This window comes from Streptomyces sp. NPDC006332 (genome assembly GCF_040612855.1).
Lineage (GTDB): Bacteria > Actinomycetota > Actinomycetes > Streptomycetales > Streptomycetaceae > Streptomyces.
This window is the reverse complement of the sequence record NZ_JBEXRA010000013.1, coordinates 1-13,413: the sequence shown is the minus strand read 5'-3', so window position 1 is coordinate 13,413 and position 13,413 is coordinate 1. Positions and strand designations below refer to the sequence as shown.

The following is a 13,413-nucleotide window of genomic DNA, read 5'->3' as shown; positions in this document are numbered from 1 at the left end:
TGCAAGTATTTGTTTGCAGATGGAGGAGGAGCATGGAGCTTTCCGAAGTGACGGGTGACCGGCTGGTGCAGATCCTGGCCACGCTCGCCAACCCGCACCGGATGCGCATCCTGGCCGCCTTGGCGGGCGGCGAGGACTACGTGAGCCGGCTGGCGCGCGAAATGGGGATCAGCCGTGCGCTGCTTCAGGTCCACCTGCGCAAGCTGGAAGCGGCAGGGCTGGTCACCTCGAGACTCGTGCTCTCCGAGGACGGCAAGGCCATGAAGTACTACGACATCGAGCCGTTCTCGCTGCACCTCACGCCCGAGGCCCTCGCAGTGGCCGCGCTCTCACTCACCGCTGACCAAAGTCAAGGAGACCGTAAATGAGCTCTGTGCAGCTGGCCGCTTACGACGACGGCATGATCTGGTCCTTCGGGTCCATGGGATTCATCCTCGTGTGCGCGGTGCTCGTGATCTGGCCGACGATCGCGGTGTGGCGTGCCAAGACCGTGATGTCCAGGGAGAGCGACTACAAGAGCATCGCGGAGAAGGCGGTGATGGCCCAGCAGGACATGGAGCGGGAACTGGTCGAGGTGCGCCTCCAGCTCAACGACATGAGCGACCGGGTCAAGGGCGTCGAGCGAGTCCTCAAGGACGTCGAGTGACTCGACGCCACCCGGTCATACGTCTCTAGGAACTCATCCGCAGAGCCCCCACCCGCAGCCCCGGCTGGAAGGACAACTCCGTGTTCAGGAACGCCGTAATGACCGAGACGCCGACGGCCGCCCTGGCGGTGGCCCCCGAACCGGCGGCCGAGCAGGCACCGCGCCAGGGCGGAGTCCGACCGCCGGGCGCCGGTGGTGACCTGGTGCTGGCGAACAGCGGCATCGTGGTCCGGCTGGTTCCGAACCCGGCGTTCGACGGCCGCCCCGGACTCGCGCTGCTGTCCGATGACGCACCGGTGGCGCTGACCCCGGCCCTGGCCGGTTCCGGCCGAGTGCTGGCCGGGGCGCTGCACGGCCGGCGCGGTGAGCGGCCATGGTCACTGGCCTGGGGCCGGCTGCCCGCCGGGGAGTTCAGCGTCTGCGCGGAGTTCGTCGGCGAGACGCAGGGGGGCGCCCCACGCACGATTCTGGCCACGCGGCTGGGCCCCGACTTCTGGCTCGCCGAGACTGTGGGGGACTATCGCGGGGTCACCGTCACGACCGCACAGAACCGGCTGCACAGCGCCCTGTGGCCGGTACCCGCAACGCCTCACATGCTCTGAGACTGTCCTGAGATCACTTTGGCATCGTCCTGTCATTGCAGGAGGTTGACAGTCTGACGAGCTGACAGTTCCGCGTCAGAGCGGCAGGATTCAGACCGACGGGGGAATCCTGATGGTTCGCGAGCGAGCCTGATCATTTCTGAACGAGCACTGACGAACCTGACTTGTATCGGGATCGTCCCCCCGACATGACCTGTTTGTACCTCGCCTCCGGCGAGGTGGTGGGGGGAGTCCTGGATGTCCAAAGGCGTGACAACACCATCGTTCGCCGTCATCTCCGGCGCGCAGGTGCGGGACGCACTGCACGGCCAGGAGAAGAGGATCGTCGAACTGGTCGAGGAGACCTACCGGCTGCACGGAGCCGGACAGACCGTCAATCCTCCGTCCTACTTCCTGCGCTTTCAGGACCGCCCCACGGCCCGGATCATCGCTCTGCCCGCCTCCCTCGGCGGCCGGCAGCGGCTGGACGGCCTGAAGTGGATCTCCAGCTTTCCCGAGAACGTCGCGGGCGGGCTTCCCCGGGCCTCCGCAGTGCTCGTCCTCAACGACCACGACACCGGCTACCCCTTCGCCTGTCTGGAAAGCTCCATCGTCAGCGCCACCCGCACCGCCGCCTCCGCGGCCCTGGCGGCCGACGTCCTCACCCGTGACAGCCGGCGCCCCACGCGGGTCGGCTTCATCGGCACCGGACTGATCGCGCGGTACATCCACACCTACCTCACGGGCACTGACTGGTCCTTCGAGGAGACCGGGCTGTACGACCTGTCCGCGGAGTCCGCCGAGGGCTTCCGCTCCTACCTCGAGAACACCGGCGACGACAGCCGGGTCACTGTGCACGACAGCGCCGAGGACCTGATCCGTTCCTGCGACCTGGTGGTATGCGCCACCGTCGCGGCGGCACCGCACATCACGGACCCGTCGTGGTTCGCCCACAACCCGCTGGTGCTGAACGTGTCGCTGCGCGACCTGTCGCCGGAGATCATCCTCTCTGCCACGAACGTCGTCGACGACGTCGAACACTGTCTGAAGGCGGACACCTCACCGCACCTGGCCGAACAGCGCGTCGGGCACCGGGAGTTCCTGCACGCCACCCTCCCCGAGGTGTTGGCCGGCAAGGCCGGCCTGCCCACCGGCCGGCCCCTGGTGTTCTCCCCGTTCGGCCTCGGTGTCCTCGACCTCGCGGTCGGCGGCTTCGTCTACGAGGAGATGCAGCGACGTGGCGAACTGGCCGTCGTCGACAACTTTTTCCACGAACTGGACCGATACGGGCGCGGCTGATCCGGCCCACCCGATCGACCCTTCCCACCGGTGACGCACGGCCACAAGCCATGCCCCCGGTCGCGCCGCAGGTGCCCCCACCACCTGCCGCGCCGGCCCAAGAGCGTGCGGAACGACAGCCTCCCCCACAAGCACGGTTCCCGCTCACTCGCCAGTACGCACCACAGCCACAGCATGCGGGCGTCCTCAGTGGGGACGCACCCCTCTTGCGCATGCATTCAGAGGGAGAACATGAGATTCCTGGTTCTGGGCTCGGTCGAAGCGTGGACGACGCCCCACCACAAGATCGCCCTCAGCGGGTCCAAGCTGAGAACCGCCTTCGCCGCGTTGGTCCTCGCGCGAGGCAGAGTAGTACCGGACTCCCGGCTCTCCGCCCTTCTGTGGGGCGAGGAGCCCCCAACGACGTCGGCCGCCCAGATCCAGACCTACATGTCGCGGCTGCGCCAACTGCTCGGCGATCACGCCGAGGTGGTCCGGCAGCGCCCCGGTTACCTCCTGCGACTGCCGGACGGTACCGGGCAGGAGGGCACGTGGGACACCGACGTGGCCGAGTTCGAGCACTTCGCCGCGCTCGGCCGTGACGCGCTGGCCGCGGGCGAGGCGGACCGCGCCGCCGACCTGCTGCGCCGGGCGCTGGCGGTCTGGCGCGGGCCCGTGCTCGGCGGCGTGACCGAGTTCCTGGCCGAGGCCGAGCGCGGCCGGCTGGAGGAGATGCGGCTGACCGTCCTGGAGCGACGCATCGACGCCGACTTCGCCCTCGGGCGCCACGCCGAACTCGTCTCCGAACTGATCGGCCTGGCCGCCGCCCACCCGCTCCGCGAGCAGCTGTGCGGCCAGCTCATGACCGCCCTGTACCGGTGCGGCAGGCAGGCCGACGCACTCACCGTGTACCAGGACTGTCGCCGGACCCTGGCCGACGAACTGGGCATCGACCCCACCCCGTCGCTCCAGGGGCTGTACCAGTCCATTCTGGTCGCCGCACCCGTACTGGCCACCCCGCGTGAGATAGCCCCCCGGGCCGAGGAGCACAGACAGGCGCCCGCCGAACTACCGCCCGCACTCTGGGATTTCACCGGCCGTGAGCAGGAGGCCATCCGGCTGCGGACCCAGCTGGCCACCCCGCCCCGCGCCGGGACACCGGCCGTCGGCGTGGTCACCGGCATGCCCGGCGTGGGCAAGACCTCGCTCGTGCTGCATGTCGCGCACCAACTCGTCGACGACTACGCCGACGGCCAGCTCTGGGTGGACCTGCGCGGTAGCTCGTCGTCCCCGCTGGACCCCGCCGACGCGCTCGCCGGCCTGCTGAGGGCGCTGGGCGTCGACAGCCGGGACATCCCGCCCGGCCTGGCCGAGCTCACCCGGCTCTACCGCAGCACGCTGGCCGACCGGCGCTGTCTGATCATGCTGGACGACGCCGCGGGCCCCTGGCAGGTCCGGCCCCTGGTGCCCGCCGCGCCCGGCTGCGGCGTGCTGGTCACCGGCCGGTCCCGGCTGAGCGCCCTGGAAGGCGTACGTCCCCTCGTCCTCGGTACCTTCACCCGGGCCGAGGCGACCGCTCTGTTGTGCAGCACGGTCGGCGAGGAGCGGTTCGCCGCCGAACCGGAGTCGGCCGAGGAACTCGCGGCGGCGTGCGGGGGGCTTCCGTTGGCGGTGCGGATAGCCGGATCACGACTGGCCGCCAGGCCGCACTGGACGCCGCGCAGCCTGGCCGACCGGTTGACCGATCCGCGGCGCAGCCTGGACGAGCTGTGCCTCGCCGATCTGCGGGTGCGCGACACCCTGGAGGCCGGCTACCGCCTGCTGGCCGAGCCCGCCCAGCGCGCGCTGCGCATGCTGGCACGGCACGACGTCCCCGCCTTCAGCGCCCGCACCGCGTCGCTGCTGCTCGAACTGCCGCTGGACGCGGCGCAGGACGTGCTGGACCTCCTCGTCGACGACCACCTGCTGGAGCCCGTCGAGGGCGAGAACCGCGGCTACCGCATGCACCGGCTGGTCCGGGCCTTCGGTCTGGAGCGGGCGACATGGGGCGAGCCGGGCCGGGAACAGCACACGGCGCTCGACCGGGCCGGCCGGCCACATCGGCGACTGGTCAGCGAGCGCGTCGAAGTGGCCTGAACCGCTGTCCCTTCTTCCGCCGAGGAGAAGGGACAGCGGGTGCGCACGGACCGCGAGATCCGCGGAGGCCCTGCCGGGCGGGTGGTCCCGTACCTGAGCTTCAAGGCTCAGCGCCTCAGGAGGCGATGGAGACCGAGCCGCCGCCGGACCTGGCGATCACCTTGTGCGACGAGGCGGCGTCCGTCTTGACGGTCACCTTCTCATCCCCGCCCTCGGCGTCCGCGTCGACGGCGTACGACCCGGCGGGCAGCCGTACGCTCAGGTCACCGCCGTCGGTGCTCACATCGGCGCTGTCCGGCGCGGACGTGAACACGGCGTCGGCGTCACCGCCACCGCTGGCGATCCTGACGGTGGTGGAGGCAAGTTGCTCCGCGGTCGCACTGCCGCCCTCGGTGGCGACGGTGAGCTTTCCGGCCAGGCCCTTGACCTCGGCGTCACCGCCCTCGGAGTTGAGGCTGACGGTCAGCTTCCGCGGCACCTCGATCCGGTACGAGACCTCACAGGGCGAGGAGTCCCCCGAACAGCCGGGGGTTTCGAGGGAGAGCGTGGAGCCGCTCACCGCGTGCCGGGTCTTGGGCTTGGAGCCCGAGTAGAGGAACTTCTCGGTGACCTGTACGGTCGTGCGGTCGCTAGCAACCAGTTCGATGAGGCCGCCGTTGCTCTTCACGCTCAGCGCCGAGACGGCTTCCTTCACCGTGTACGAGCTGCTCTCGGACGTCTCGTCGCCCGACGTGCAGCCGGCTACGAACGCCATGAGCGTCAGTGCTGCTGCGGCGGAAGCCTTGGTCTTCACGGAGTGTTTCCTTTGCCTTGAGTGACACGGCGCACAGAGGCCCCAAGGCCCCAGTCGACAAGTCTGCTCAACCCGTGGAAGTGCTGTCAGGCGACTGCGTTGGCAGGAGCCTGCGGTGGCAGGTTGTTGCCGCCGCGGGCGCACCGGGCACCCCCCTCCGGCCGGTTCCGGTGTGCCATGGTGATGCGTGCCTCGGCCGACCGCCCGGGGCCGCCGCGTTCGCCGTCCGAACGCGAGATAACCCACACCCCCGGCCTCGGCGGCCATGGTGTGCGCGGACCGACGGGGGGCCTGGGACATGGACGTTCGTGGTGGTCAGGCACCCGTGCCGCCCGGTGGGAAGTCGTTGCCATGGATGGGCGATAGGTGCGCGATAGGTGCGCCCTCCAGGCTGATCGCCGTCAGCCGGCGGCCCGCGGCATCAACCCACGGGCCCCGGAACAAAACGATCAAGCAGCGGAGGGCAGCCACTATGGGCCGTCCCGTGCTCAACGGAATTCTGGCGGCCATTGGGGAAACACCCTTGGTGGAGCTGGGAAAGTTCTTCCCTGGGCTTGGTTCCAGGGTCTTCGCCAAGATGGAGAGGTTCAACCCGGGAGGAAGCGTCAAGGACCGGTCCGCCCTCGGGATGCTGCTGCGCAGAATCCAGGACGGCGAACTCGTCCCGGGGCGCTCGGTCGTCGTCGAGTCGAGCTCCGGAAACTTGGCCGTCGGGATCGCGCAGATCTGCCGCTACTACGGAATCGACTTCATCTGTGTCGTCGATGCCAAGACCACACAGCAGAACCTGGCGCTGCTGCACGCCTATGGCGCCAGGCCCGAGGTGGTCCTGACACCGGACCCCGAGTCGGGCGAGTACCTGGCTGCGCGGCTGGCACGGGTGCGCGAACTGGTGGCCACCGTGCCGGGCGCCTACTGGCCCAACCAGTACTCCAACCTGCACAATCCGCAGGCACATCGCAACACGATGAGGGAGATCGTCGAATCGCTGGACGGGAAGGTGGACTACCTGTTCGCCGCCGTCAGCACCTTCGGCACCCTGCGCGGATGCTCCGAGTACCTGCGCGAACAGGGGATGGACACCACCGTCGTGGCGGTCGACGCGGTGGGCAGCAGGATCTTCGGACAGCAGGGAGCACCCCGGCTCATCCCCGGGCACGGAGCCTCGGTTCCGCCGGCGCTCCTGGATCCTGACGCGGCCGACCACGTGGTGCATGTGTCCGACATCGACTGTGTCGTGGCCTGCCGTCGGCTGGTGCTCTCCGAGGCGGTCCTCGCCGGGGGCTCCTCCGGCGCGACCGTGGCGGCACTGGAGAAGTTCGCCGACCGCATCGATCCCGACTCCAACTGCGTTCTGATCTTCCCGGACGGGGGCGACAGATACCTGGACACCATCTACTCGGACCAGTGGGTCAGCTCGTCCTTCGGGGAGATCTCCCATCTGTGGAAGCAGCAGAAGGACAGCGACGGCTGACCCCTGCCATCCGCCCGTCCTGGTCAGCCGGCTCCCGCACAGCGCCCCGGCGGGCCCTCAGGCGTGTCGCGCACGCCCGCGCGGTACTTGAATGAATCGAACGAGAAGGGAGAGCCGCTCGTGCCCTCCAACGGTCCGCCGGCTACCCCCACGACCCCATCCCAGCCGGGAAGAGGTCAGCCGGAACCCCTGGTCGAGAGAGTGGCCGCGTGGTCGGCCCGCCGCCGCAAGACCGCATTGTTCGGCTGGCTGCTCTTCGTCGTGCTCACCTTCGTGGTGGGCGCGGCTGTGGGCGGCAAGGGCCCGCAGAACCACGACCCGGGAGAGTCGGGCCGGGCCCAGGCCATGGTCGAAGAGGCGGGCGACGACACCCGGCCGCCCGGTGAGAATGTCCTCATCCAGGCTCGCGACGGCTCCCCGGGCTTCCGCAGCGACACCGCGCTTCAGCAGGCCGTCCAGGACGTCGGTACGGCGCTGCGTGGCCTGACCGGCAAGGTGTCGGACGTGGTGGTCCCGACACCCGCCGAACCCGGCGGCCTGGTCTCCTCCGACGGCCGCTCCGTGCTCGTCACGTTCTCGCTCGCCGGACCCGGTCACGGCTGGGACAACGCGGCGGGCGTCGTCGAGGAGACCCAGCGGCGCATCGCGCAGGTCGCCGAGGACCACAAGGGACTGAAGATCGTCCAGGCCGGTGACGCCAGCGTCGACTTCGCCGTCGAGCAGGCCACCAGCGAGGACTTCGGCACCGCCGAAATGACCTCCATCCCCCTTACGTTGGCCATCCTCCTCGTGGTGTTCGGCGCGCTGATCGCGGCGGGCATCCCGCTGCTGCTCGCCGTGACGGCCGTCCTCGCCTCCATGGGGCTGCTGACCCTCGCGGCCAACTGGCTCCCGGTGAACGACACGGCCTCCTCCGTGGTGCTCCTCGTCGGCATGGCCGTAGGCGTCGACTACACCCTGTTCTATCTGCGTAGGGAGCGGGAGGAACGGCTGGCCGGCCGCGACACGGAACAGGCCCTGCGGGTCACCGCGGCCACCTCCGGGCGGGCCATCGTGATCTCCGGGCTCACCGTCGCCGTCTCCATGGCGGGCCTCTTCCTCACCGGCATCGACACCTTCACCGGCATGGCCGTCGGCACCATCGCCGTGGTGCTGCTCGCCGTCGTGGGCTCACTGACCGCGCTGCCCGCCGTGCTGTCCATGCTCGGTCCGAAGGTGGACGGCCTGCGCCTGCCCTGGATCGGCCGACGCCGCGCCGAGGCCCGCGAATCCCGGGTCTGGACGGCCGTCGTGACCCAGGTCGTGCGTCGGCCGCTGGTGTGGGGCGGTGCGGCGGTCGCCGCGCTCGTACTGGCCGCGCTGCCGGCCGCCGGGATGCGGCTGGCCGACCCCGGGCTCCAGGAGCGGTTCCCGGACAGCGTGCCGGAGATCTCCCACCTGGTCGCCATCCAGGAGGCGTTCCCCGGCAAGCCGGCACCTGCCCAGGTCGTGGTCACCGGCGACGCCGTCGGCACCGGCGCCTTCGACAAGGCGGTCACCGCCCTGCGCGAGCAAGTCGCCAAGAGCGGCGGAGCACTCGCCGAACCGGTCCGGACCGCGGAGATCGGCGACGGCGGGACCGTCGTCGTCACCGTCCCGCTGGCGGGTACCGGGAACGACGCCAAGTCGCTGAAGGCGCTGGATCTGCTGCGCGAGAAGGCACTGCCGCGCAGCCTCGGCGAGGTGGACGGACTGCGCTACGCGGTCACCGGCCAGACGGCCGGCCCGGCCGACATGGCGGCCGCCCTGGACAGCCGTACGCCGGTCGTCTTCGCCTTCGTGCTGGTCTTCGCGTTCCTGCTGCTCGTCTCCGCATTCCGGTCACTGGCGATCCCGCTGGTGTCCATCGCGCTGAACGTCCTGTCCATCGGAGCCGCGTACGGAGTCGTCACGCTGATCTTCCAGGACGGCCACCTCAGCGGCCTGCTGGGCTTCGAGTCGTACGGCGGGATCATCAGCTGGCTCCCGCTCTTCATGTTCGTGATCCTCTTCGGTCTGTCGATGGACTACCACGTCTTCATCCTCAGCCGGATCAGGGAACTGCGCATGGACGGCGCCGACACGAGGACCGCGGTGACGCGGGGCATCGGCGGCAGCGCCGGCGTCGTCACCAGCGCCGCCGTGGTCATGATCGCCGTGTTCTCGATCTTCGCCACGCTGTCCATGCTCGACTACAAGATGCTCGGCCTCGGCATGGCGGTGGCCATCCTGGTGGACGCCACGCTGGTGCGCGGAGTGCTGCTGCCGGCGGCGCTGACCCTGCTCGGGGATCGCAGCTGGAGGCTGCCACGGGCGCTCGCCTGGATTCCCGCCGTGGCCGCCGAGAAGACCCCTCAGCCGCCCGCCGACCACGAGGAGGCGGCGCCGGACAGCGGTACGGAGGACCGGACGAAGGACATCGAACGGGTCTGAGCCTCGGCCCTCGGAAACCACACGGCCCGGCCGCCCCCACCACGGGGCAGCCGGGCCGTGCTCTGTCGCCACCATGGCCAGATAGCTCCGGTAGAGCCGGAGTATGGGAGCGCTCGACAGGATGAACAGCACGATGCCCGCAGCCTGACGGACGTGATCCCGGGCCGCGGAGCCCGCTGCGGCCGACTGGCCGTCAGCACCACTCATCATCCGACGAGGAGACCTGTCATGGCCGACGAGCGTGCCGACGACCGCATCTACCACGTAGTCCTCAACGACGAGGAGCAGTACTCGATCTGGCCGGCGGACCGTGACATCCCGGCCGGCTGGCGAGCGGCGGGTACCACGGGAAGCCGCGAGGAGTGCCTCACCCGCATCGGCGAGGTCTGGACGGACATGCGCCCGCTGAGCCTGCGCCGACGCATGGAGCAGGCGAGCGCCTGACCCTCACCCCCACCGCCGTCGGCCTGCCGCTGGCGAGTCGGGCGCCACCGCGCCGCACCCCATCCACCGCTGACCACCCAGGAGTACCCATGAAGTCCGAGTCGGCACGGAACGGCTCGCTCGACGAGGCCATCACCGTCCATGAACTCGTCGCGAAGCAGGCGGCTCGGACGCCGGACGCGATCGCCGTCACCGACGGGTCACAGAGCCTCACCTACGCGGAACTGGCTGAGCGGTCGAGCCGGCTGGCTCACCTCCTGCGCGACCACGGAGTTGTCGCGGACTCCAGGGTCGGCATCTGCCTGGGCCGCGGTCTGGACCTGGTGACCGCGGTACTGGGAGTGTGGAAGGCGGGTGCGGCGTACGCGCCGCTGGACCCGGCCCAGCCGAGCGCCCGGCTGGAATGGCTGCTTCAGGATCTGGGAGCCGGTCTCGTCCTGACCGACGGGGCGATGGCGCCCACCGTCGAGCGCGCGGGCGTACGCGCACTGGACCTCTCATCCGTCGACGCCTGCCGGGACCTCGCCCAGCGCCCGGCCGACGGCCCGGCCGCCGAGGTGGACCCGGCCCAGGCGGCATACGCCATTTACACCTCCGGATCCACCGGCCTGCCCAAGGGTGTGGTCATCACTCACGAGGGCATCGCCAACCGGGTTCGCTGGGCGGTCGACACGCATGCGCTCGGGGCCCGGGACCGGGTTCTGCAGAAGACGGCCGTCACCTTCGACGCCTCCTGCTGGGAGATCTTCGCCCCGCTCGTCAGCGGCGGCACGCTGGTACTCGCCCCGGCCGGAGCCGAACGCGACCCCGCCGCCCTGCTGCGGGCGGTGGCCGAGCACGACGTGACCGTCCTCCAGATCGTCCCCTCGGTCCTCCAGGCGCTCGCCGAGGAGTCCGGCTGGGAGCAGTGCACCGCGCTGCGGCTGCTGTTCTCGGCCGGTGAACCCCTGCACGCCGAACTGGCCCAGCGTGTCCTGGCCCGGCGGCCCGGCCTGACCATCTGGAACACCTACGGCCCCACCGAGTGCGCCATCGACGTCACCGCACACCGCTTCGACCCGGCCGTCAAGACCGGACCGGTGCCCATCGGCCGGCCCATCCCCGGCATGCGCGTGCTGGTCCTCGACGCGGCCGGCGCCCCCGCCGCCGTCGGCGCACCCGGCGAACTGCACGTCGGTGGCGTCGGCGTGGCCCGTGGCTATCTCGGCCGGCCGGACCTCACCGCGGACCGCTTCGTGCCCGACCCGTACGGGAAGACCGGCGGCGCCCGCCTCTACCGCACCGGCGACAAGGTCCGCTGGAACCGGAACGGCTATCTGGAGTACCTCGGCCGGTTCGACGACCAGACCAAGGTGAACGGCGTCCGTCTCGAACCCGCCGAGATCGAGGCCGCGCTGGTCGCCCACCCCGGCGTCAAGGGCGCCGTCGTCGTCCCCGTCAAGACCGACGACGGTGCCACCCGGCTCGCCGCCCATGTGCTGACGCACACCCACGAAGTCCTCGGTGAACTGCGGGACTTCCTGCGCGACCGGCTGCCCGAGAGCCACATCCCCGCCGCCTTCATGGACGCGGGCGAGTTCCCCCTCACCGCACACGGCAAGGTCGACCGCTCCGCGCTCGCCGCCCGGGGCCTGGACGTCGGCGCGGCACGCACGGAGCCCCGCACCGACGCCGAGAAGCTCGTCGCGGAGATGTGGGAGCAGCTGCTCAAGCGCGAGGACATCAGCGTCCACGACGACTTCTTCCAGCTCGGCGGCTCCTCACTTCAGCTCACCCGGCTCGCCAACCAGTTGCGCGCCGCGGCCAAGCGGGACATCCCGCTGCGCGGCCTGCTGACGGCCACCACCGTTGAGGCCCAGGCCCTGTTGATCGCACCCGAGCCCGCCGAGACGGCAGCCCCCACCGCGCAGCCGACGGACCCCGACGGCATCCCGCCCGTCCCCCGCGGCACAACCCTGCCGGTCTCCTCGGGACAGCGACGGCTGTGGGCCCTGGACCGGATGAACCCGGGCAGCGCCGAGTGGGTGGCCGGTGTCTTCCTGCCGGTCGTGCCGGAAGCGGACGTCGACGCGATACGCACCGCACTGGACGCCCTGGTCGCCCGCCATGAGTCGCTGCGCACCCGGTACGTCACCGTGGACGGCGAGCCCCGTCAGCACATCGACAGCCCCGCCCCCGTCGCGCTGCGCGAGACGGACGTCACCCGCGAGGAGCTCGCCGACCTGCTCGGCACCGCGCTCGGGCACGGCTTCGACCTGGAACGCGGACCACTGGTGCGGGCCACGCTGGTGCGCACCCTCGACGACGGGCAGCGGGTCCTGGTGCTGGCCGTGCACCACATCTGCAGCGACGGCTGGTCGACGCAGGTCCTCCAGCGGGACTTCCACGAACTGATCACCGCCGCCGTCGCCGGCCGCGACCCGCTCCTGCCGCCCCTCGGTGTGCAGTACGCCGACTACGCCGACTGGCAGCGCGCCCGGCTGACCGACGAGGTGATCGAGCGGGAACTCACCCACTGGCGCGCCGCTCTGGACGGCTCCACCGCGGTGGCTCTGCCCACCGACCGGCCTCGTCCCGCCACCCGCGACGGCCGTGGCTCGGTGGCGGCCTTCACCGTTGCGGCACCCGTCGTGACGGCGCTCACCGACCTCGGACGCAGCCGGGGCGCCACGCCGTTCATGACGCTGCTGACCGCCTACGCCACGCTGGTGGCCCGCCACACCGCGCAATGGGACCTGCCGGTCGGCACGCCCGTCGCCGGGCGCGACCGGCCCGAACTCGAGGACGTCGTCGGCTTCTTCCTCAACAACGTTGTGCTGCGCTGCGGGCTGGACGCGGACCTCACCTTCGTCGAGGCCCTGGACCGCGTCCGGGACGCCTGCCGGGACGCCTTCGCCCACCAGGATCTGCCGTTCGACCTCCTGGTGGAGGCCCTGGCCCCCGAGCGGGACCTGTCCCGGACGCCGCTGTACCAGGTCGCCTTCGACCTGCATGACCAGGAGTTCACCGGCCGCGCCACGACCCTGGAGGACACCGGCACCGTCGTGGACTCCTGGCGCCTGGCCCACACCGACCTCACCCTGCTGATGCGCCGGACCGGCGACGGCGGCATGGAGGGCGCCTTCGAGTACGCCACCGCGCTTTTCGAGCCCACCACGATGGAGCGCCTGGCCGACCGGTTCCAGCACCTGCTGCGGGCGGCCGCGGACGCCCCGGACACCCGGCTCTCCGACCTGCCCGTCATGCCTGAGCGCGAGGCCGAACTGCTGACGCTGTGGTCGGTGGGTGCGGGGCCGGTGGTGGAGCGGCCGGTGGTGGAGGTGTTCGAGGAGCAGGCTGCGCGGGTGCCGGATGCGGTGGCGGTGGCCTGTGGCGGGCTGTCGCTGTCGTATGCGGAGCTGGAGGGCCGGGCGAATCGTCTGGCGCATCATCTGCGGGACCTGGGTGTGGGTGCCCAGTCGCTGGTCGGTGTACTGCTGGAGCGGGACGTCGACCTGATGGTGGCACTGTTGGCGGTGTGGAAGGCCGGAGCCGGCTACGTGCCGCTGGATCCGGTCCTGCCCGGTGCGCGGGTGTCGGGGATGCTGGCCGACGCCGGGGCCCGGGTACT

Annotated in this window: 10 protein-coding genes; 9 read left to right on the top strand and 1 reads right to left on the bottom strand. The window is 70.7% G+C overall.

The annotated features are described in order from the left end of the window. Positions 1-32 precede the first annotated feature (32 nt). From ABZ027_RS14325 to ABZ027_RS14305, 5 genes are all read left to right on the top strand, one after another. Entirely contained in the window at positions 33-368 is a 336-nt protein-coding gene (locus ABZ027_RS14325) for a helix-turn-helix domain-containing protein (RefSeq protein WP_356767913.1), read from the top strand. Beyond that, positions 365-646, top strand: coding sequence for a hypothetical protein (locus tag ABZ027_RS14320; RefSeq protein WP_356767911.1), 282 nt, complete (start codon positions 365-367; stop codon positions 644-646). Before ABZ027_RS14325 ends, ABZ027_RS14320 begins: the two co-directional genes overlap by 4 nt. Before the next feature lie 98 nt (positions 647-744). Then, entirely contained in the window at positions 745-1,248 is a 504-nt protein-coding gene (locus tag ABZ027_RS14315; RefSeq protein WP_356767909.1) for a hypothetical protein, read from the top strand. Between the two features lie 249 nt (positions 1,249-1,497). Beyond that, positions 1,498-2,526, top strand: a complete 1,029-nt coding sequence (gene sbnB, locus ABZ027_RS14310) for a 2,3-diaminopropionate biosynthesis protein SbnB (RefSeq protein WP_356767907.1) — start codon at positions 1,498-1,500, stop codon at positions 2,524-2,526. 231 nt (positions 2,527-2,757) lie between these two features. Further along, complete coding sequence (locus ABZ027_RS14305) at positions 2,758-4,641, top strand: BTAD domain-containing putative transcriptional regulator (protein WP_356767905.1); 1,884 nt, start codon at positions 2,758-2,760, stop codon at positions 4,639-4,641. 115 nt (positions 4,642-4,756) lie between these two features. On the opposite strand, the gene ABZ027_RS14300 is transcribed toward ABZ027_RS14305, so the two are convergent. Then, on the bottom strand, positions 4,757-5,434 hold the full coding sequence (locus tag ABZ027_RS14300; RefSeq protein ID WP_356767903.1) for a DUF4097 family beta strand repeat-containing protein: 678 nt from the start codon (positions 5,432-5,434) through the stop codon (positions 4,757-4,759). A gap of 472 nt (positions 5,435-5,906) precedes the next feature. On the opposite strand from ABZ027_RS14300, the gene sbnA reads away from it, so the two are divergent. From sbnA to ABZ027_RS14280, 4 genes are all read left to right on the top strand, one after another. After that, complete coding sequence (sbnA, locus tag ABZ027_RS14295) at positions 5,907-6,908, top strand: 2,3-diaminopropionate biosynthesis protein SbnA (RefSeq protein WP_356767901.1); 1,002 nt, start codon at positions 5,907-5,909, stop codon at positions 6,906-6,908. A gap of 201 nt (positions 6,909-7,109) precedes the next feature. After that, a complete protein-coding gene (locus tag ABZ027_RS14290; RefSeq protein ID WP_356767899.1) occupies positions 7,110-9,359 on the top strand; it encodes an MMPL family transporter in 2,250 nt (749 codons plus the stop codon). Between the two features lie 228 nt (positions 9,360-9,587). Beyond that, a complete protein-coding gene (locus ABZ027_RS14285) occupies positions 9,588-9,803 on the top strand; it encodes an MbtH family NRPS accessory protein (protein ID WP_356767897.1) in 216 nt (71 codons plus the stop codon). Between the two features lie 89 nt (positions 9,804-9,892). Then, positions 9,893-13,413: amino acid adenylation domain-containing protein (locus tag ABZ027_RS14280; RefSeq protein ID WP_356767895.1), on the top strand; the 3,521-nt coding region annotated here is incomplete at its 3' end.

Coding starts and splice junctions, on each gene's coding strand:
- ABZ027_RS14305 (WP_356767905.1), top strand. CDS start 2,758: ATGAGATTCCTGGTTCTGGGCTCGGTCGAAGCGTGGACGACGCCCCAC.
- ABZ027_RS14320 (WP_356767911.1), top strand. CDS start 365: ATGAGCTCTGTGCAGCTGGCCGCTTACGACGACGGCATGATCTGGTCC.
- sbnA (WP_356767901.1), top strand. CDS start 5,907: ATGGGCCGTCCCGTGCTCAACGGAATTCTGGCGGCCATTGGGGAAACA.
- ABZ027_RS14315 (WP_356767909.1), top strand. CDS start 745: ATGACCGAGACGCCGACGGCCGCCCTGGCGGTGGCCCCCGAACCGGCG.
- ABZ027_RS14325 (WP_356767913.1), top strand. CDS start 33: ATGGAGCTTTCCGAAGTGACGGGTGACCGGCTGGTGCAGATCCTGGCC.
- ABZ027_RS14285 (WP_356767897.1), top strand. CDS start 9,588: ATGGCCGACGAGCGTGCCGACGACCGCATCTACCACGTAGTCCTCAAC.